Genomic DNA, 18,514 nt, shown 5'->3' with positions numbered 1-18,514 from the left:
TTAAGGAAAATCGGTAGATTATGCCTATCTTTGATTTTGAATGCCGTAGCTGCGGTAATGAATTTGAAAAGCTGGTGCTCAAATCAGATGCCCCGGCTCCTGGCTGCACTGCCTGTGAATCGGCAGATGTAGTGAAGAAGATATCAGCACCGGGCTTTCGATTGTCTGGTAATGGCTGGTATGAGACTGATTTCAAAACCGGGAAGAAGAAAAATCTGGCGGGCAGCCAGAATGAATCCGGAAGCTGATTTTTAATATTAATAAAGCAGGGTGATTTTTCATCCTGAAAGCTAAGTAACAGGAATTTGTAACTATGCGCAGCCATTATTGCGGCGGTTTAAATAAAACTCATATCGGCGAAGAAGTAGTCCTGAAAGGCTGGGTACATCGTCGTCGTGACCACGGTGGTGTTATCTTCCTGGACGTGCGGGACCGTGATGGTGTTGCTCAGGTCGTATTTGATCCTGATCGTGAAGAGAGCTTCAATCTGGCTGACAGCGTACGCAATGAATTTGTTATAGAAGTTCATGGTCTGGTGCGTGGTCGTCCTGAAGGGACTATCAATTCAGAGATGCCTACCGGCGAGATCGAAGTGCTGGGTAAAGAGCTGGTAATCCTGAACAAGTCAGAAACGCCTCCGTTCCAGCTTGATGAGCATCAGCAGGTGGGTGAGGACGTTCGTTTGCGTCATCGTTATATCGATCTGCGTCGTCCTGAAATGCAGGAGAAGATGCGTTTTCGTTCCAAGGTAACCAATGCGATCCGTAACTTCATGGACGATAACGGTTTTCTGGATATCGAAACACCGATCCTGAACCGTGCGACACCTGAAGGTGCGCGTGATTATCTGGTGCCTAGCCGTACCCACGAAGGTTCTTTCTTTGCGCTGCCGCAGTCTCCACAGCTCTTCAAACAGCTGTTGATGGTGTCTGGCTTTGATCGTTACTACCAGATTGCTAAATGTTTCCGTGATGAAGATCTGCGTGCAGATCGTCAGCCAGAATTCACCCAGATTGATATCGAAACCTCATTTATGGATGAGGAAGAGATCATGGGTATGACAGAAACTATGATCCGCAAGCTGTTCCTGGATATGCTGGATGTGGATCTGGGTGACTTCCCTCGTATGCCATATTCTGAGGCGATGCAGCGTTACGGTTCTGATAAGCCTGATCTGCGTTTCCCAATGGAATTGGTCGACGTTGCTGACCTGATGGCCGAGATCGAATTCAAGGTATTTGCTGGTCCTGCCAAAGACCCTAACGGTCGTGTTGCCGCGCTGAAAGTACCTGGTGGTGCTCAGCTAACCCGTAAGATCATCGATGAGTACACTAAGTTTGTCGGTATCTACGGTGCAAAAGGTCTGGCCTGGATTAAAGTTAATGAGCTGGAGAAGGGTGTAGAAGGTCTGCAGTCTCCAATCGTTAAATTCCTGGGACCAGATGTTGCTATGGCAATCATGGAGCGCCTGGAAGCTAAGAACGGCGATATCATATTCTTTGGTGCTGACAAAGAGAAAGTTGTTAGTGAAGCGCTGGGCGCTCTGCGTATCAAGGTCGGTGAAGATATGAACATGGCACAGTGCGAGTGGGCACCGCTGTGGGTTGTTGATTTCCCGATGTTTGAAGAGACGGATAAAGGCAGTCTGACTGCGCTTCATCACCCGTTCACTGCGCCAAGCTGTTCAGCTGAAGAGTTGAAGGCTAACCCGCTGGATGCACTGTCGCGTGCCTACGATATGGTACTGAACGGTTGTGAGCTGGGTGGTGGTTCTGTACGTATTCACGATCAGGCAATGCAGAAAACAGTATTTGGAGTACTGGGTATATCTGACGAAGAAGCGGAAGAGAAGTTTGGCTTCCTGCTGAATGCACTTAAATTTGGTGCGCCTCCGCATGGTGGTCTGGCATTTGGTCTGGATCGTCTGATTATGCTGATGACCGGTACTGATTCAATTCGTGAAGTCATTGCATTCCCTAAAACCCAGAGTGCTTCTTGTATGATGACAGAAGCACCGGGTATCGTTAGTGCAGCGCAATTACGAGAGTTGAACATTAAGCTACGTAAAACACCATAACCGGCGTTTTTCGTAAGTATTTAAAAAGCCGTGCTCTGCACGGCTTTTTTTATGGGAGCTACTCAGGTATGGTTGTCTGTATAAATAAACAGTACTTTATCAGGCCCTGACAGAGCAATGCTAATTTTAGGTATAGACCCCGGTTCACGCATTACCGGCTACGGCATTATTAATACGGTTGGCAGTAAAAATGAGTATGTTGCCAGTGGCTGTATCCGTATAAAGGGCGATGAATTGCCAGAGCGTTTGCAGCAGGTGTATGCAGGTGTAACTGAAGTAATTGAACTTTATTGTCCTCAGGAGATGGCGATTGAGCAGGTTTTTATGTCGCGTAATGCTGATTCTGCGTTGAAGTTGGGGCAGGCTCGTGGCGTGGCTATTGTTGCTAGTGTTAATCAAGGGCTTCCTGTGTCTGAATATGCGGCGCGTAAGGTAAAGCAGGCGGTGGTTGGAAACGGCGGGGCGGATAAGTCTCAGGTCCAGCATATGGTGAGTTCAATTCTGAAATTGCCGGGCTTGCCGCAGGAAGATGCCGCAGATGCTCTGGCGATAGCGCTTTGTCATGCGCACACTCGCAGCAGTCTGATTATGATGGCGGGTGCTAAAAAAAGCCGTGGAGGCCGTCTACGTTGAATGAGTTGATGTCCACAGAGCAGCTGATTTATCTGTTTGATGTGGCGGGTGTTGCTGTCTTTGCGATTACCGGGGCGCTGGCTGCGCAAGGTAAAAAACTGGATATTCTGGGTGTGGTGGTGCTGGGAATAGTAACGGCATTGGGTGGTGGAACTATTCGCGATATAACCATGGATGTACATCCGGTTATCTGGATTGCTGATACTACCTACTTATGGACCGCCATTGTTTCAGCGGTATCGGCATTTATTCTGTGTCGCTATCTGACCTATCCGAGACGACTGATGTTACTTCTTGATGCGCTGGGTATGTCGTTATTTGCGGTGCTGGGTGCCCAAAAAGCGATTGCGCTCAATATGCCACCGGTTATTGCCGTCATGATGGCGATGATAACCGGCTGTGCTGGAGGCATGATTCGGGATATTCTAACCCGTCAGATCCCGCTTATTTTACAGCGCAACGGTGAGCTGTACGCGACTTGTGCGATGTTAGGCGCCATTGTCTATGTGGCAATGAGTGGCCTGATTGAAGACAGCATGTTGATGATGATATCCATTACCGTCGCATTAGTGGTACGCCTGGCTTCAATGTATACCGGGCTTGAGTTGCCGGAATTTGTTATGAAGGGGCATAAACTGGAGCCCCGTGATGTGGTTAATACGGAGAGTAAAAAACAGTGATCGGACGATTAAAGGGTGAGCTGTTAGAAAAGCATCCGCCGCAGTTAGTATTAGATGTTAATGGGGTGGGTTATGAAGTGGATGCTTCTATGAATACCTTTTACCGTTTGCCGAAGACCGGTGCTACTGTGACGCTACATACGCATATGGTTGTGCGTGAAGATGCGCAGTTGTTGTATGGCTTTTATGAGCGCTCAGAGCGATCATTGTTTCGAACGCTGATCAAAGTGAATGGTGTTGGCCCTAAACTTGCGCTGACTATATTGTCTGGTATCAGTGTGAATGAGTTTGTGCAGAGCGTTAATCATCAGGATACCGCTGCGCTGGTCAGGCTGCCTGGGGTAGGTAAAAAAACTGCTGAACGGCTTATTATTGAGATGAAAGATAAGTTGAAAGATTTTCAGATCAGTGATGCGGATGAGTTTACATTAACCGATGACCTGGGCTCTGCTCCGCTGGTTTCAGGGGCTGATAATAGGGCTGAAGCCGAAAGCGCACTGGTTGCACTGGGTTATAAGCCTGTGCAGGCAACTAAGGCTATTAGTCAGGCGGAAAAAGCCTTGGGTATGGGCGCTGCCAGTGAGGAACTGATCAGGGCGGCACTTAAAAGTATGGTGCAGGGCTGAGCTTCTGTTTGATGCGGCGGATCAATTTTGAGCTAAAGAACTCGAGAGTTAAGTGTTAAGAAAAATGAGAAGGGTTACCGATGATAGAAGCTGATCGCTTTGTAGCGCCTGTCAGTACGCCGCAGGAAGAGGTTCATGATCGTGCCATACGTCCTAAGACGTTGCAGGATTATGTTGGACAGCCTGTGGTATGCGAGCAGATGGAGATCTTTATTGGCGCGGCGAAGAAGCGTGAAGAGGCGCTCGATCATACGTTGATATTTGGCCCCCCAGGACTTGGGAAAACAACGCTGGCTAATATAATTGCTAACGAAATGGGTAGTGATATTAAGACGACCTCTGGTCCGGTGTTAGAGAAAGCCGGCGATCTGGCCGCTTTGCTAACTAATCTAGAGCCAGGTGATGTGTTGTTTATCGATGAGATTCATCGTCTCAGCGCGACGGTTGAAGAAGTACTGTATCCGGCAATGGAAGATTATCAGTTGGATATCATGATAGGTGAGGGGCCTGCTGCGCGTTCTATTAAGCTTGAGTTGCCGCCTTTTACCTTGGTTGGCGCGACTACGCGAGCCGGCTTACTGACGTCACCTTTACGCGACCGCTTTGGCATTGTGCAGCGTCTGGAGTTTTATAATATTGATGACCTGACCTCTATTGTTGAACGTTCTGCCAGATTATCAGGTAGTGAGATTCAGCATGAAGGCGCGATTGAGGTTGCCCGTCGATCCCGGGGTACGCCACGAATTGCTAACCGCTTGCTGCGTCGTTCCCGTGATTATGCCGAGGTAAAAGGGGATGGGCATATTACCCAGGCAATGGCTGATCTGGCACTCAATATGCTGAATGTTGATGAGCATGGTTTTGATCATATGGATCGTCGTTTACTGTTGGCGATGATTGAAAAGTTTGGCGGCGGGCCGGTGGGTGTTGATAGTCTGGCTGCTGCGATCAGTGAAGAGCGGGATACTATTGAAGATGTGCTGGAGCCTTATCTTATTCAGCAGGGTTTTATGATGCGAACTCCGCGCGGGCGTGTAGTCACAGATAATGCATATCGCCACTTTGGCCTTAATTTACCTGACCGGGATCAATAGTTATTTAACTACTGTTAGTAACTGACTCAGATCATCACGCTTTTGAAATTTATGGTTTAGTTTTGGTTTATTGATAAACCAAAAGATAATTTCAGAGGGACAAGTGATGAAAGCTGGTTATCTTTCAAAAACCCAGTTGCAGGGCCTGAAGCGTGAACTTGAAACTCTTCAGCAGCAGTTGTTAAAAGATTTAGAAGCTGAGCAGGGTGACCAGAAGATAGAGTTGAGTCTGGTTGATTGCAGTGAAGTGCATGATCGGGGTGAAGAGGCTGTGACGGTTGGTCAGCAGTTCAGTCATCTTTCTCACATCAATCGGTTAGCAGAAGAAGTGCGGGAATGTCAGCACGCGCTGCAGCGAATTGAGAGTGGTGATTACGGCTGGTGTGATAGCTGCGACGATGAAATTGAGTTGAACCGTTTGATGGCTAATCCCGTTGCAGTGTTATGTGTCAGCTGTCAGACCCGGGAGGAATTTGCCCGACATGGGCAGGCGGCCTCTTTTTAAGAGTTTCTGCTTTTAAATAAAACCGTCATTCATTGACGGTTTTTTTTGTTTTGTCTGGCAGTTTGTATTTATTTCAGCGCTGAATTGAGTGAACTAATTCACACCTATAGCCTCAAAGCATCCAGCTTGTGTGTAGCCGGTTGGTGTTTTTAAACTTGTCAGATAAAAAGCAGTGATCGAAGTAAAAATATGCAGATTTTAAACGCTGATATCGCTACTATCAGTACCTGATTTGAGCTTATAAGTAAGGGGTTAATAAAGTGCCGGATAAAATGTCGATCTGGAGTCTGGTTGTTAATGCCAGTTTTGTTGTACAGCTGGTTATGCTGATACTGTTACTGGCGTCCATGATCTCCTGGGTTATGATTTTTCAACGTCATTTTATTCTACGTCAGGCTCAGCAAAAACTACGTGGCTTTGAAGATCGTTTCTGGTCAGGTGTCGATTTGAGTCAGCTGTTTCGCGAAGTAAACAGTGATCCGGATGGTGACTGTGGTGCTGAAAATATTTTCCGTTCTGGTTTAAAAGAATTTAGCCGTCTGAGCCAGCAATCAGGAACAGATCCTGATGCGATTATGGATGGGGCTCAGCGGAGCATGCGGGTTGCACTGGCCCGTGAGGAAGAGAAGCTCGAAATGCATCTGCCATTTCTTGCGACGGTCGGTTCTACCAGTCCTTATATCGGCTTGTTTGGTACTGTCTGGGGTATTATGAACTCATTTCGTGGTCTTGCTAATGTGCATCAGGCGACGCTGGCATCGGTTGCTCCAGGTATCTCTGAAGCACTTATTGCAACGGCTATAGGCTTGTTTGCTGCGATTCCTGCTGTGATTGCCTATAACCGTTTTTCTGCTAAAACAGAAACGCTGATGAATAGTTATGAAACCTTTGCTGATGAGTTCTCCAGTGTACTGCACCGCCGGGTGCATACGTCCAGCTGATTTCTGACGGACTGATATTATGATACGCAGAGCGAAGAAGCGTCGGAAGTTAAACGCAGAGATCAATGTTGTCCCTTATATCGATGTCATGATGGTGCTGTTGGTTATCTTTATGATTACCGCGCCCATGCTGACTCAGGGGGTGGATGTCGACCTGCCTCAGGCCTCGTCAGACCCTGTTGATACGCAGGATAATGAACCTGTTATTGTGACTGTTGATAAAGAAGGGCAGTTTTATATCGATGTTGGCGGGGACCCTCTGGCGCCGGTCAGCGCCGATGAGATTGAAACCCGGATCAGTAAAATCCTCAACAATAACCCCAAGAAGTTACTGTTAGTGCGTGGTGATAAAGGGGTGGACTACGAAAGTGTTGTTCAGTTAATGACGCTATTGCAGCGTGCCGGCGCAGATAGCGTCGGTCTGGTAACAGAGTAAGTAATAGTGAATTTTCGAAGTTATCTGTTACCCACTCTGTTAGCGCTGATTCTACATTCGGTGATATTCAGTGCGCTTTTCTACAGCTGGTTTGGCTATGCTGAAGATCAGCGACAATTAACGCCGCGCCATGTAAAAGCCCAGATTGTTGATATTAAAACCCAGTTGAAGGCTCAGCAGCAGAAAAAGCAGGCTGAGGCGCGTAAGAAAGAGGATGCGCGTAAGCAAGAAGCGCAAAAGAAAGCTGAAGCGCGCAAGAAAGCTGATGCTAAAAAGAAAGAGGATGCCAGAAAGAAAGCTGAAGCGCGTAAGAAAGAAGATGCCAGAAAGAAAGCTGAAGCCAGTAAAAAAGCTGCAGCTAAAAAGAAAGAAGATGCGCGTATAAAAGCTGAAGCAAAAAAGAAAGCGGAGGCGCGTAAAAAGGCTGAAGCTCAGAAGAAAGCGGCAGCTCAAAAGAAGCAAGAAGCTCTAAAGAAAGCTGAAGCTGAAAAGAAAGAAGCAGCCAGGCTGCAGGCTGAAAAGGATAGGAAAGAGCAGGAACGAAAGGAACAGGCGCGCCGTGATGCTGAGCTGGACGCCCAGTTAGCCGCTGAGGAGCAGGAGCTGCAGGCAGAAGCCGATCAGCAGAGCGTAGCGGGTTATCGCGACTATATAGCGAATGAGATCGAGCGAAACTGGCGTCGGCCTCCCAGTGCCAGAAATGGTATGAAGGTTTTGTTAGCGCTACATCTTTTGCCCACCGGTGAGGTGGATAATGTCTATATTGTTACGAGTAGCGGTAACGGACATTTTGATGAAAGTGCTATTCGGGCAGTTAAACGTGTAGGGCGGTTTTCCGAGCTGCAAAAGATGGAGTCGGTACTATTTGACCGGTATTACAGGAAGTTTAATCTGGAGTTTATTCCAACAGATCTTCGCAGGTGATTATGATGCAGCGTAGCTTGGTGTTTTTGGTATTGTTTTGTTTCAGTTTGCTGGTCAGGGCTGACCTCACCATTGAGATAACTCAGGGCGTTGATGAACCAACGCCTGTGGCGGTAGTACCATTTGCCTGGGAGGGTGCTCAAACTCTGCCTGAAGATGTGGCTCAGGTGGTTAGCGATGATCTTTATACCAGCGGTATGTTTAAAATGATGCCGCGGGATAATATGCTCAGTTTCCCATCCGACCGTAACTCTCTTTATTTTCGCGACTGGCGTATCAGTGGTAGTGATTACATTGTGATAGGGCGAATAACCGAAGCTGCTGATAATCAGTTGTCGGTCGCGTTTGAACTCTATGACATCCTTAAAGAGGAGCGGGTGTTGGGTGAGGTTGTTAATGCTAGCCGAACCAGCCTGCGTGCCGTTGGCCACTATATAAGTGATAAGGTGTTTGAAGCGCTGACCGGTGTTCGTGGTGCGTTCTCAACTAAGATTGTGTATGTGACAGCAGAGCAGCCCAGGCCTTCGGTTTATCGTTATCGATTGATGCTAGCGGATTCTGATGGCCATAACCCACGTACGATTCTTGAATCGAAAGAGCCTATTATGTCTCCGGCCTGGTCCCGCGACGGTTCTAAGCTGGCTTATGTCTCGTTTGAAACCGGGCGTCCATCGGTTTACGTTCAGTATCTGGCGACCGGTAAGCGAGAAAAGGTTCAGTCTTTCCGGGGTATTAATGGCGCACCTGCCTGGTCTCCCGATGGCAATAAACTTGCCTTAGTGCTGTCTAAAGATGGCAATCCGGAAGTCTATATTCTTGATCTGATTCAGCGTCGACTGAATCGTGTAACCCACCATTTTGGTATCGATACCGAGCCATCGTGGTCGCCGGATGGGCAGTCACTGATCTTTACCTCGGATCGCGGCGGACAGCCACAAATCTACTCTATCTATCTACCTTCCCGGGATATAACCCGGCTGACTTTTGAAGGCTCATATAATGCCCGTGGTCGTCTGACCCAGGACGGTCGCTTCCTGGCGATGGTGAATCAGTCCAATGGTTCATTTCATATCGCTGTGCAGGATCTTAAAACGGGTCGTATGGAGTTGTTAACTGAAACCTTTATGGATGAGTCGCCAACCATCGCGCCTAATGGCAGTATTATTATGTACGCAACTCAGGAAGGTATCAGGGGAGTGTTGGCTGCAGTGTCGTTAGATGGGCGGGTTAAATTCCGCTTACCATCAAGCAGTGGTGATGTGCGTGAACCGGCCTGGTCGCCGTTTCAGTAAGTGATTGCAGACAGTAGTGTTTTTAGAGTGCGACTGTTTAAGGTCTAAAGTTAAATCAAATAGTTAGAAATGCTGTTTAATGCTCTGGAGCTATTGCATTCATGCCCTGCAAGCTTTACTTTAGGCAGGATTAAGGTTCTATTTGCACATTATTAGTAATTATTAGGAGTGATCAATGCGTGCTATGAATATTGGCAAGGCTGCTGCTCTGGCTCTAACCGTGGTTTGGGCTGCAGGTTGTAGTACAACAAATACTTCAGATTCTGGTAGCATGGGCGCTGATTCCGCTGCTACAACTCAGGGAGCTTCTGGTTCCACTATGTCCGGCACTTCTATGTCAGACGTTAAAAACCTGGCTAACGTTTTCTACTTTGACTTTGATAAGTCTCAACTGAAAGCTGAAGCAGTGGTTGCTCTGCGTGGTCACGCTAAGTATCTGGTTGCTAACCCATCTGCATCTGTTGTTCTTGAAGGTCACGCTGATGAGCGTGGTACTCGTGAATACAACATCGCACTGGGCGAGCGCCGTGCTAAAGCTGTTGCCCGTGTACTGACTGTAAACGGTGTTTCCAGCAGCCAGATTGAACTGGTTAGCTTTGGTGAAGAAAAACCTGCGGTAATGGGCCATAACGCTAGTTCTTGGGCTCAGAATCGTCGCGTTGAACTTAAATACTAATTGCCGGCCGGTTGTTAGTATCTATGCGTAAAGCATGTAGCTTAGCTGCAGCTCTGGTACTTATTAGTGCTAGTGCTGTAGCGGCTGATCCCGTCCCCGTTATTGAATTGCAGATCGAAGACTCAGGATCCTCAGCAACGTCAAACCTGTCCTCTGGCGCTTATGCCGACAACAGCAATGAAATGTTGATGATACTGCAGCAGCTTCAGGATGAAGTTCGTTCGTTACGAGGCATGGTTGAGCAGCAGCAGCACCAGATTCGTAAAATGGAGCAGCAGCAGCGCGATCGTTATCGTGACCTGGATCGACGAATCGCATCACAGGGCAGTGTAGCTCCCGCTAACACCGCTTTGAGTCCGTCCGGGCTTTCTTCTGATCAGGTCGCCACACCTCCAACGCCACTTCCGGCAACGGATAATACGCCAACCGATAGTCAGGCGTACCAGCAGGCATTTGCTTTGGTGCGACAGAAAGACTTTCCAGCGGCATTAGCGGCGTTTGATAAATTTATTGAGCTTTACCCTGAGAGCGCACGCCTGGCGAATGCCTATTACTGGGTTGGCGAAGTCAACTTGGCAGAACAGCAGCTGGAACCGGCAAAAGTCGCGTTTGAGCATGTGCTTACCAAGTTTCCTCAGCATCGTAAGGCTTCTGATGCGTCTTATAAGATAGGTGTGATCTACCATCAGATGGGTGATCAGGCTAACGCTGATGAGATGTTTAAGAATACTGTAAGTCGATATCCTGATAGTTCTGCGGCTGGTCTGGCCCGGGATTATTTAAAGCGTTAAATCTGATTATTAATTCCTGAAAGGTTTTCGAATGAGTACTCCCTCAAACAATGCGGTAGTGTTGTTATCTGGCGGCTTAGATTCAGCTACTGCGCTGGCAATGGCTGTAGAGCGTGGTTTTAATTGTTATGTTTTGAGTTTTGACTATGGTCAGCTGTCTCAGACTGAATTAAATGCGGCGCGTAAAATAGCTGCGCAGTTAGACGTTAAAGAGCATAAGGTTGTGCGGCTTAATCTGGAAGATTTTGGCGGATCTGCGTTGACTGATGACAGCATCGAAATGCCCGAAACGGAAGAAGAAGGCATACCTGTTACTTATGTTCCGGCGCGAAATACGGTCTTTATGTCGTTGGCGCTGGCCTGGGCTGAAGTGCTTCATGCACAGCATGTTTTTATCGGTGTTAATGCTGTCGATTACTCGGGTTATCCGGATTGTCGGCCTGAATATATTGCTGCTTTTGAGACCATGGCAAACCTAGCGACCAAGACCGGTGTTGAAGGTGAACGTCTGACGATAGAAACTCCTTTGATTGATCTGACTAAGGCTGAAATTATTCAGGCGGGTACTCAATTGGGTGTCGATTATGGCCTGACGGTATCCTGCTATCAGGCTGATGATGAAGGGCGTGCTTGCCGGGTATGTGACAGTTGTCGTCTGCGGGCAAAAGGCTTTGCTGATGCGGGTGTTGCTGATCCGACGTTATATCGGGATTAGGCTTAAATTAAGCCTTGATTTTTTATCTGGCTTACGTATTATGCCAGCCCGTTGGGGTCGTTAGCTCAGTTGGTAGAGCAGTTGGCTTTTAACCAATTGGTCATAGGTTCGAATCCTATACGACCCACCAACTTCAGCAAAATCTACAGCATAGCCCTAATATGCTGAAAGATAAGGGAATAGGATGAGAACCGTTAAGGTTCGAGCCGAGAGGCTATGCCGCGAGACAGCGCCGAAGCTTGCGACGGCGGCCTGGAGGGTAACGTAATCCTATACGACCCGCCAACGTTAGATAAAGCTGGAGTACGGCGGTCATAAAGATACTAATCATATAAGACCTGCCAGCTGTAATATGTTTTGTAGAAAGGAGCACCTTAAACGTGCTCCTTTTTTGTTTTTATAGCACATAAATAGTAAGACAGAGCGTTAGCCTGAAACGCATCAATGGTATAATATGTGTGCGTTTTAAAATTGCGACTAACGTCTTACCAAATTAAGAATTTTGCCCATGCAGACCAAAGAAGAACTTTCCGACCGTATCCTGATTCAGGAGCATTTTGCCAAAGAGCATCTGCCCGGTGAAATGGATCAGCAACAACTGGATCATTACAAATCGCGCATTAAGCAGCTTTTGAAAGAGAAAGATGCTTGTCTTGTAGCTCATTACTACACTGAAGAAGTGTTGCAGGAACTGGCAGACGAGACCGGTGGTTGTGTCTCTGATTCATTGGAAATGGCCCGTTTTGGTAATAACCATCCGGCTAAAACTCTGGTTGTTGCCGGGGTTAAGTTTATGGGTGAAACGGCAAAAATTCTGAATCCTGAAAAACGTGTTCTGATGCCAACTCTTGAGGCGACCTGTTCCCTTGATCTGGGTTGTCCTGATGAAGAGTTTACGGCGTTTTGTGATGCCCACCCGGATCATGAAGTAGTTGTCTATGCTAATACATCAGCGGCTGTTAAAGCCCGTGCAGACTGGGTTGTAACTTCAGGTATTGCGCTCAAGGTGGTAGAGCATCTTGCTGACCAGGGTAAGAAAATTATCTGGGCACCGGATAAGCATTTGGGCGAATATGTTCAGAAGCAAACGGGTATCGAGATGCTTATGTGGGATGCCGCTTGCATCGTGCATGAAGAGTTTAAAGCGAAAGGGCTGCTGGATCTTAAAAAAGTATATCCCGATGCAGCGATTCTGGTGCACCCTGAGTCGCCTGACCCGGTAGTAGAGTTAGCGGATATGGTTGGCTCCACTACTCAGATTATTAATGCTGCGCGTGATATGCCTAACAAGCAGTTTATTGTCGCGACTGACCGGGCGATTTTTTATAAAATGCGTCAGGCTGCGCCGGATAAAGAGTTTATCGAGGCGCCTACGGGTGGTTCAGGTGCTACCTGTCGTAGTTGTGCTCACTGTCCCTGGATGGCGATGAATGGTCTTGAAAATGTACTTACTGCGTTAGAGCAGGGTGCTGATGAGATTCTGGTTGATGATGCATTGTTAGATGATGCACGCAGGCCTTTACAGCGAATGTTGGATTTTTCAGCCAATAATGGCTGAATCCGGTAAATTAAAAAGCCTGCATTGAGCAGGCTTTTTTGTGTTTAACTTAATTTGATCTGCTTAAGCGTTAAGGTTTTAGCCGTTACGTTTATTGACCATGTAAGTGCCATAGCCCGTGGCAACCAGCTTTTCACCAACATGCACATCAGTGCGCATCTTAACCCGGCCGCGGCGTTCGTCGATCTCTTCGATAGTTCCCGTCGCTTTAGCGGTATCACCAATATGTACCGGCGCTTTAAACTTGATCTGCTGATCGATATAGATAGCACCCGGACCTGGCATGCGGGTACCGGCTACTGTAGAGATTAGAGCGGCACAAAACATACCGTGGACGATACGCTGTTTAAAAGGCGTTGTTGCAGCGTACTCGCTGTTAATATGGATAGGGTTATTGTCACCTGAAATACCAGCAAACATGTACACATCAGACTCGGAGATAGTCTTGGCGTAAGAGGCGGTCATGCCCACTTCAAGGTCTTCTAGGTAGTAGCCGTGCAGTTCTTCCATTTGTCATTCCTCTCATCAGGGTTTTTGCGTATCGCTAGGCCGAAAGTAGCAATTAGATGACCTAAATTGTTAGATTTTCTATGCTAGTATAGGTATAAACCCTAATACAAGTTTATTAGCTGACGCTAGCCTGTCATCTGCTAACTCTGTTTGTGCTCATTTTTCTGAGTTGTGAAGAGTTAGGCATCAATTGTTGCAGTGCGAAGTATGAATAGTCGGTTGAATTAACGCAATGCCCTTGTTGGGTGTTTGAGCCCGGCCAAACAGAGAGTGAAGGTGATCATGGCAGAATATAAAGCCCCTGTTAAAGATATGAATTTTGTACTTGAGCATATTGCTGATATGCCCGGATTGTCGCAATTGCCAGGCTTCGAAGACGCTTCTGAAGATATGGTATCCGCTATTCTTGAGGAGGCGGGTAAAGTCGCAAACGGAGTGTTGTCACCGCTTAATGTTGTGGGTGATCAGACCGGGGTAAAGCTGGTTGGTAAAGATGTGCCGACACCTGAAGGGTTTAAGGAAGCTTATCAGGCCTTTTCGGAAGGTGGCTGGGGCTCTTTGCAGTTCGATCCCGAATTCGGTGGGCAGGGGCTGCCTTATTCACTATCAATACCCGTAATGGAGATGTGGCAATCTGCCAATATGTCCTGGGGTCTTTGTCCTTTATTATCTCAGGGTGCTGTTGAGGCGATTGATGCCAGTGCTAGTGCTGAACTTAAGCAGACCTATCTGCCCCGAATGATCAGTGGTGAGTGGACCGGTACTATGAATCTGACTGAGCCTTCTGCAGGATCAGATCTGTCAGTAGTTCGGTCTAAAGCAGTACCGCAGGGAGATCATTATCTGGTCAGTGGTCAGAAGATATTTATCACCTGGGGCGAGCATGATATGGCTGACAATATCGTCCACCTTGTGCTGGCGCGTTTACCCGATGCCGAACCGGGCGTTCGCGGTATTTCATTGTTCCTGGTGCCGAAATTCCTGGTCAATGCCGATGGCAGTCTGGGAGAGCGCAATGACTGTGCGGCGGTATCGCTGGAACATAAGCTGGGTATCCATGCCAGCCCGACCTGCGTTATGTCGTTTGGCGATAATGGCGGTGCAGTTGGTTACCTGATAGGTGAGCCGGGTAAAGGTCTTGCCTGTATGTTTAAGATGATGAACAACGCGCGTCTGGCTGTTGGTCTGCAAGGAGTGGCTATTTCTGAAAGGGCTTATCAGCATGCATTAGAATATGCCGGAGAGCGGACTCAGGGCAAAGCCGTTGGTTACGCTGAGGCCGGGCCGATTATTCGACATGCGGATATACGGCGCATGCTGCTCACCATGAAGGCATTAACAGAAGCCGGACGTGCTATTACCTATGATGCTTGTGCCAGCCTTGACCGGGCTCATCGGCTGGAAGATAAGCAGCAAGCCAGGCTTCAGTCCGCCCGTGCTGCGCTGTTGACGCCAATCGTCAAAGGCTGGTGTACAGAGTTCTCTATGGAGGTAACCTCGTTAGGGGTTCAGATTCATGGCGGTATGGGCTTTATCGAAGAAACAGGTGCCGCGCAGTTCTATCGCGATGCGCGTATATTGCCAATTTATGAAGGTACGAACTCAATCCAGGCGTTGGATCTGGTGGGTCGTAAAACTATGTTTGATTCGGGTGAAGCACTTAATGCCCTGATTGAAGAGATGAGACAGACGATCTCGGCGACATCCGGCAGCGCCTTTGCGGTTGAGGGTGGGCGTTTGCAGGACGCTGTGGTTGCTCTTGAGCAGAGCCGTGATCAGTTGCTTGCCAGCGGCGATAACCCGCAATTTGCGGCAACGGTTGCTTATAACTTCCTGATGTTGGCCGGCACGGTTGTGGGCGCATGGCAGCTACTTCGTCAGGCGCTGCAGGCTGAAACTGAGCTTGAAGCCGAAGGTGCTGATCAACTGTTCCTGACATCGAAACAGATGACAGCGCGCTTCTATATTAGCCAGATCTTGCCGCGCTATTTGGGATATGCAGTAGCCGTTTCAGACGGTGCTGAGCCGGTTATTAGTGTTAGTGATGAGCAATTACAGGCGGCTTTTTGTTAAATAAAGATAAATAAGCGGAAAGAAAGCGGATGCCCCTATCGGGGTGTCCGTTTTTTGGTTTATTCGCTTGCAGTTTTATCTGTCTGCGGAGACAATGCCGTTCTCTTCGATAACTCTGTATCTGGTCCATGATCACAAAAATTCTGCTTACACTGATCGTCATCGCGGCTGCTTTCATTTATCTGAAACGCAGAAAAGGGGTGGCTAATAAGCCGGTCAGACAGGTTCCTGCCCCGACAACTACCTCTGAAGCAGATCTGCCAATTAAAATGATTGCGATCATTCTGCTGGTGGCTTCTTTTATTGCGACTGCGGGCTTTGTTTCATATCGCTGGTATGACGGGCAACGTTTGCTTGAAGTTAAAGTGGTTGAACCCAATCGATCTGAGCTGGTTTACCGGGTTTATAAAGCGGATCTGCAGGAGCGGAGCTTTACCACGACTGATGGACAGATCATCAGGATTAGTGCTCAGGAGCGCCTTGAGATAAAGCGGCTTGAGAATTAACTTGCCATAACATCCTAGTATTGAGTCAATTTTTATACAGTATTAGTCGCGTTTTTAATATTGTTGTCTATTCTGACTCCGTTATTGCTGATCCATCAAGCAGGTTAAAATTGTAACTTGTTGGGTTTACTCTCAGGGAAAGAATCTGGACTACAGGGAATATCATGTTTCAGCGTACCAGTATCCATAGTCATAACAGTCATCCATCTGCTTTCAATAGCGGCGGGCAGTACAAAACGCTGGCTCATTCAGGTTTCCAGTTACCGTTGTGCTGGTTAATGTTGTTTGATGAGTCAGACCTTCAGCTACAAAAAGTCTTTAGTCACGAGGGCGAGCAAACTTGTGAATATACGACTTTGATATGCACCAAAGAGCAAGCCCTGCAGCGCTACGACGCTTTGTCTGAAAGAGTGAAAAGTTTATTGGGACAGCGTTGCGACACCTATTTTGATTACTGGCATCAATATCTGAAAAATAATGCTGATGATTATCTTCACCTGGACGCTACAGCCCTTTGGATGACCGGAGATGAGCAGGCATATCTGGACAACCTCAGGCTTAGTCTCAGTGGGCTTGAATGGATTAACTCTGATGAATGCCGCTGGAAACGGAGTTGGCTGGAGTCCTTGCCTCTGATTGGACGGGCTTTTGATCCGATAGAGGCTGCCTTACGAAATCCTGGAGTAAAGCACTTGTTAAGTCAGTGCGGGGTACTTGAGGTAAGCGGTGATATTTATATCGATAAGCGCGTTTTGCAGGGTGAAGTATAAGCCTGCAGGCTAACTCTTCTTTACATTGATGTAGCCAGTTGATCAGGAATGATTTATGAATCGTGATGTAATTTTATTATCACTGTGTCAGGCACTGCTGACCACAGGCAACGTACTGCTGATTTCGGTGAATGCACTCATCGGACAACAGTTGGCACCAGCGCCTGAGCTGATTACCTTACCTGTTGCGCTACAGTTTGTGGGTCTGATGGTAGCGACCATTCCTGCCTCGCTAGTGATGGACCGTATCGGTCGCAAAAACGGCTTCTACCTTGGTAATAGCATCGGAATTATTGGTGCTTTGTGTTGTATCTATGCGCTCAATCAGGGCCTGTTCTTCATCTTCACGCTGGGTACGTTTTTGTTAGGTATTGGTATCGGGTTTGGCACTTTATACCGCTTTGCCGCGGTTGAAGCTTGTCCAGATGAACAAAAATCAAAAGCGATATCTTTGGTTATGGCCGGTGGGGTTCTGGCTGCTGTAATCGGGCCTAATCTGGCGATCAGCAGCCGTGACTGGCTGGATGATAGTGTGTTTACCGGTGCCTTTATCGGCTTGGCAGGTCTTTATGTATTTGCATTGATTCTGCTTTCTTTCATACGCATTGAACACCAGCCACCACAGAGTGCATCCTCTCCTGACGCCCGTTCTATTGTCGAAATACTGTTGCAACCGGTATTTATTGTCGCAGCGACAGTCGGCATGGTGAGTTATGCGGTGATGAATCTTATTATGACGGTAACGCCGGTGGCGATGGCTCGTTGTGGTTTTGACTTTAATACAGCCGCCTGGGTTATTGAGTGGCATGTGTTAGGTATGTTTTTACCCTCGTTTATCACGCCCAAACTGATAGCCCGATTCGGTCTGCTAAAAATGATGGTCACGGGTGCGGTGATAATGTTGCTGTGTATACTGCTGAACCTGCACGGTCAGACCCAGTGGCACTTCTGGACTGCGCTGGCACTATTGGGGCTGGGGTGGAATTTTATGTTTATCAGTGCCACTCAGCTGGTTACCTCTGCTTATCTGCCTAAAGAGAAAGCTAAGAGTCAGGCGGCTAATGAGTTTTTAGTGTTTGGTATGGTGACTGTGTCGGCTTTCAGTTCCGGTTGGTTGGAAGCAACATTAGGTTGGCAAGTATTGAATAGCCTGATGATACCGGTACTGGCCTGGTCAGTTTTGGTGATCTTCTTCTATAGGGCGCCGGTAAGACAACACCTTTCAACTCTATAAAAGTCTTTCTGGCAGGCAAAAAAAAGGCCACAGAAGGGGATCAGTGGCCTAACGTATGTTGATGAAGCTTATCTGACGTATTTTCTTAATGAGCTTTCTAGTTAGCTCTTTTTTCTTCCTACCTTTCTCAAGTCGCTCGAGATTACTACTGATTTGAACTCACTGCCGGTTAATCCTGCAGATAAGTTCTTCCTTGTTCGAGCTTCGCTGGAATCGCTCTACTAAAGGTCTCTGTTCAGTTGGCGTAATTCGTTTGATGAGCAGGTTATTCAGTTCTACAAAACTAATAATCTGAGTTGAATTTACCAAGCTGTTTCTAACAGGGATTTTTAGTATTGGCCGGGATCTTAAATCCGTCAAGAAAATAGATGCAATTTTTTTTTGCTATCGGTTTTTCATTGCCCGTATTGGTGATCTGAGTTTAAACAGAGTCAGTTTATTGTTTTAAGATGGTTTTTAAATGGTCATAAGAA

At 47.5% G+C, this 18,514-nt stretch carries 20 protein-coding genes and 1 tRNA gene; 20 read left to right on the top strand and 1 reads right to left on the bottom strand.

Annotation, left to right across the window (positions count from 1 at the left end; genetic code table 11):
* Nucleotides 1-20 precede the first annotated feature (20 nt).
* From EHS89_RS20150 to nadA, 16 genes are all read left to right on the top strand, one after another.
* Nucleotides 21-248 carry an FmdB family zinc ribbon protein gene (locus tag EHS89_RS20150; protein WP_124927974.1) on the top strand — a complete coding sequence of 76 codons (228 nt, stop codon included), beginning with the start codon at nt 21-23 and terminating at the stop codon, nt 246-248.
* A gap of 65 nt (nt 249-313) precedes the next feature.
* Nucleotides 314-2,077 (top strand): aspartate--tRNA ligase, encoded by a 1,764-nt coding sequence (gene aspS / locus EHS89_RS20145; RefSeq protein WP_124927973.1) that lies wholly within the window; start codon nt 314-316, stop codon nt 2,075-2,077.
* A 117-nt stretch (nt 2,078-2,194) separates the two neighbouring features.
* Complete coding sequence (gene ruvC, locus EHS89_RS20140) at nt 2,195-2,710, top strand: crossover junction endodeoxyribonuclease RuvC (RefSeq protein ID WP_124927972.1); 516 nt, start codon at nt 2,195-2,197, stop codon at nt 2,708-2,710.
* Nucleotides 2,711-2,718: 8 nt separating this feature from the next.
* Entirely contained in the window at nt 2,719-3,390 is a 672-nt protein-coding gene (locus tag EHS89_RS20135; protein ID WP_229753538.1) for a trimeric intracellular cation channel family protein, read from the top strand.
* Nucleotides 3,387-4,016, top strand: coding sequence for a Holliday junction branch migration protein RuvA (gene ruvA, locus EHS89_RS20130; protein ID WP_124927970.1), 630 nt, complete (start codon nt 3,387-3,389; stop codon nt 4,014-4,016). Before EHS89_RS20135 ends, ruvA begins: the two co-directional genes overlap by 4 nt.
* Before the next feature lie 80 nt (nt 4,017-4,096).
* A complete protein-coding gene (ruvB, locus tag EHS89_RS20125; protein ID WP_124927969.1) occupies nt 4,097-5,110 on the top strand; it encodes a Holliday junction branch migration DNA helicase RuvB in 1,014 nt (337 codons plus the stop codon).
* A 106-nt stretch (nt 5,111-5,216) separates the two neighbouring features.
* Nucleotides 5,217-5,615, top strand: a complete 399-nt coding sequence (locus EHS89_RS20120) for a TraR/DksA family transcriptional regulator (RefSeq protein ID WP_124927968.1) — start codon at nt 5,217-5,219, stop codon at nt 5,613-5,615.
* A gap of 260 nt (nt 5,616-5,875) precedes the next feature.
* Nucleotides 5,876-6,556, top strand: coding sequence for a protein TolQ (gene tolQ, locus EHS89_RS20115; protein ID WP_211340384.1), 681 nt, complete (start codon nt 5,876-5,878; stop codon nt 6,554-6,556).
* 19 nt (nt 6,557-6,575) lie between these two features.
* Nucleotides 6,576-6,992, top strand: coding sequence for a protein TolR (gene tolR, locus EHS89_RS20110; RefSeq protein ID WP_124927967.1), 417 nt, complete (start codon nt 6,576-6,578; stop codon nt 6,990-6,992).
* A 6-nt stretch (nt 6,993-6,998) separates the two neighbouring features.
* Nucleotides 6,999-7,916 (top strand): cell envelope integrity protein TolA, encoded by a 918-nt coding sequence (gene tolA / locus EHS89_RS20105; RefSeq protein ID WP_170167558.1) that lies wholly within the window; start codon nt 6,999-7,001, stop codon nt 7,914-7,916.
* 5 nt (nt 7,917-7,921) lie between these two features.
* A complete protein-coding gene (tolB, locus tag EHS89_RS20100; protein ID WP_124927965.1) occupies nt 7,922-9,208 on the top strand; it encodes a Tol-Pal system beta propeller repeat protein TolB in 1,287 nt (428 codons plus the stop codon).
* 175 nt (nt 9,209-9,383) lie between these two features.
* Entirely contained in the window at nt 9,384-9,884 is a 501-nt protein-coding gene (pal, locus tag EHS89_RS20095; protein ID WP_124927964.1) for a peptidoglycan-associated lipoprotein Pal, read from the top strand.
* A gap of 23 nt (nt 9,885-9,907) precedes the next feature.
* On the top strand, nt 9,908-10,675 hold the full coding sequence (gene ybgF / locus EHS89_RS20090) for a tol-pal system protein YbgF (RefSeq protein WP_124927963.1): 768 nt from the start codon (nt 9,908-9,910) through the stop codon (nt 10,673-10,675).
* Between the two features lie 31 nt (nt 10,676-10,706).
* Nucleotides 10,707-11,390 carry a 7-cyano-7-deazaguanine synthase QueC gene (gene queC / locus EHS89_RS20085; RefSeq protein ID WP_124927962.1) on the top strand — a complete coding sequence of 228 codons (684 nt, stop codon included), beginning with the start codon at nt 10,707-10,709 and terminating at the stop codon, nt 11,388-11,390.
* A gap of 54 nt (nt 11,391-11,444) precedes the next feature.
* Nucleotides 11,445-11,520 (top strand) — tRNA-Lys (locus tag EHS89_RS20080).
* A 378-nt stretch (nt 11,521-11,898) separates the two neighbouring features.
* Entirely contained in the window at nt 11,899-12,948 is a 1,050-nt protein-coding gene (gene nadA, locus EHS89_RS20075) for a quinolinate synthase NadA (RefSeq protein ID WP_124927961.1), read from the top strand.
* 78 nt (nt 12,949-13,026) lie between these two features.
* On the opposite strand, the gene EHS89_RS20070 is transcribed toward nadA, so the two are convergent.
* Nucleotides 13,027-13,458 (bottom strand): MaoC family dehydratase, encoded by a 432-nt coding sequence (locus tag EHS89_RS20070; protein ID WP_124927960.1) that lies wholly within the window; start codon nt 13,456-13,458, stop codon nt 13,027-13,029.
* Nucleotides 13,459-13,740: 282 nt separating this feature from the next.
* On the opposite strand from EHS89_RS20070, the gene EHS89_RS20065 reads away from it, so the two are divergent.
* From EHS89_RS20065 to EHS89_RS20050, 4 genes are all read left to right on the top strand, one after another.
* Complete coding sequence (locus tag EHS89_RS20065) at nt 13,741-15,531, top strand: acyl-CoA dehydrogenase (RefSeq protein WP_124927959.1); 1,791 nt, start codon at nt 13,741-13,743, stop codon at nt 15,529-15,531.
* 128 nt (nt 15,532-15,659) lie between these two features.
* Complete coding sequence (locus EHS89_RS20060) at nt 15,660-16,037, top strand: hypothetical protein (protein ID WP_124927958.1); 378 nt, start codon at nt 15,660-15,662, stop codon at nt 16,035-16,037.
* 164 nt (nt 16,038-16,201) lie between these two features.
* The gene (locus EHS89_RS20055) at nt 16,202-16,807 is read left to right on the top strand and encodes a hypothetical protein (RefSeq protein ID WP_124927957.1); all 606 of its coding nucleotides are present in this window, start codon (nt 16,202-16,204) and stop codon (nt 16,805-16,807) included.
* A 55-nt stretch (nt 16,808-16,862) separates the two neighbouring features.
* Complete coding sequence (locus tag EHS89_RS20050; protein ID WP_124927956.1) at nt 16,863-18,041, top strand: MFS transporter; 1,179 nt, start codon at nt 16,863-16,865, stop codon at nt 18,039-18,041.
* The last annotated feature ends 473 nt before the right edge of the window (nt 18,042-18,514 follow it).

This window comes from Amphritea balenae (genome assembly GCF_003858655.1).
GTDB lineage: Bacteria > Pseudomonadota > Gammaproteobacteria > Pseudomonadales > Balneatricaceae > Amphritea > Amphritea balenae.
Note: the sequence above shows the minus strand (reverse complement) of the source record. Positions and strands in the feature narration are given on the sequence as shown.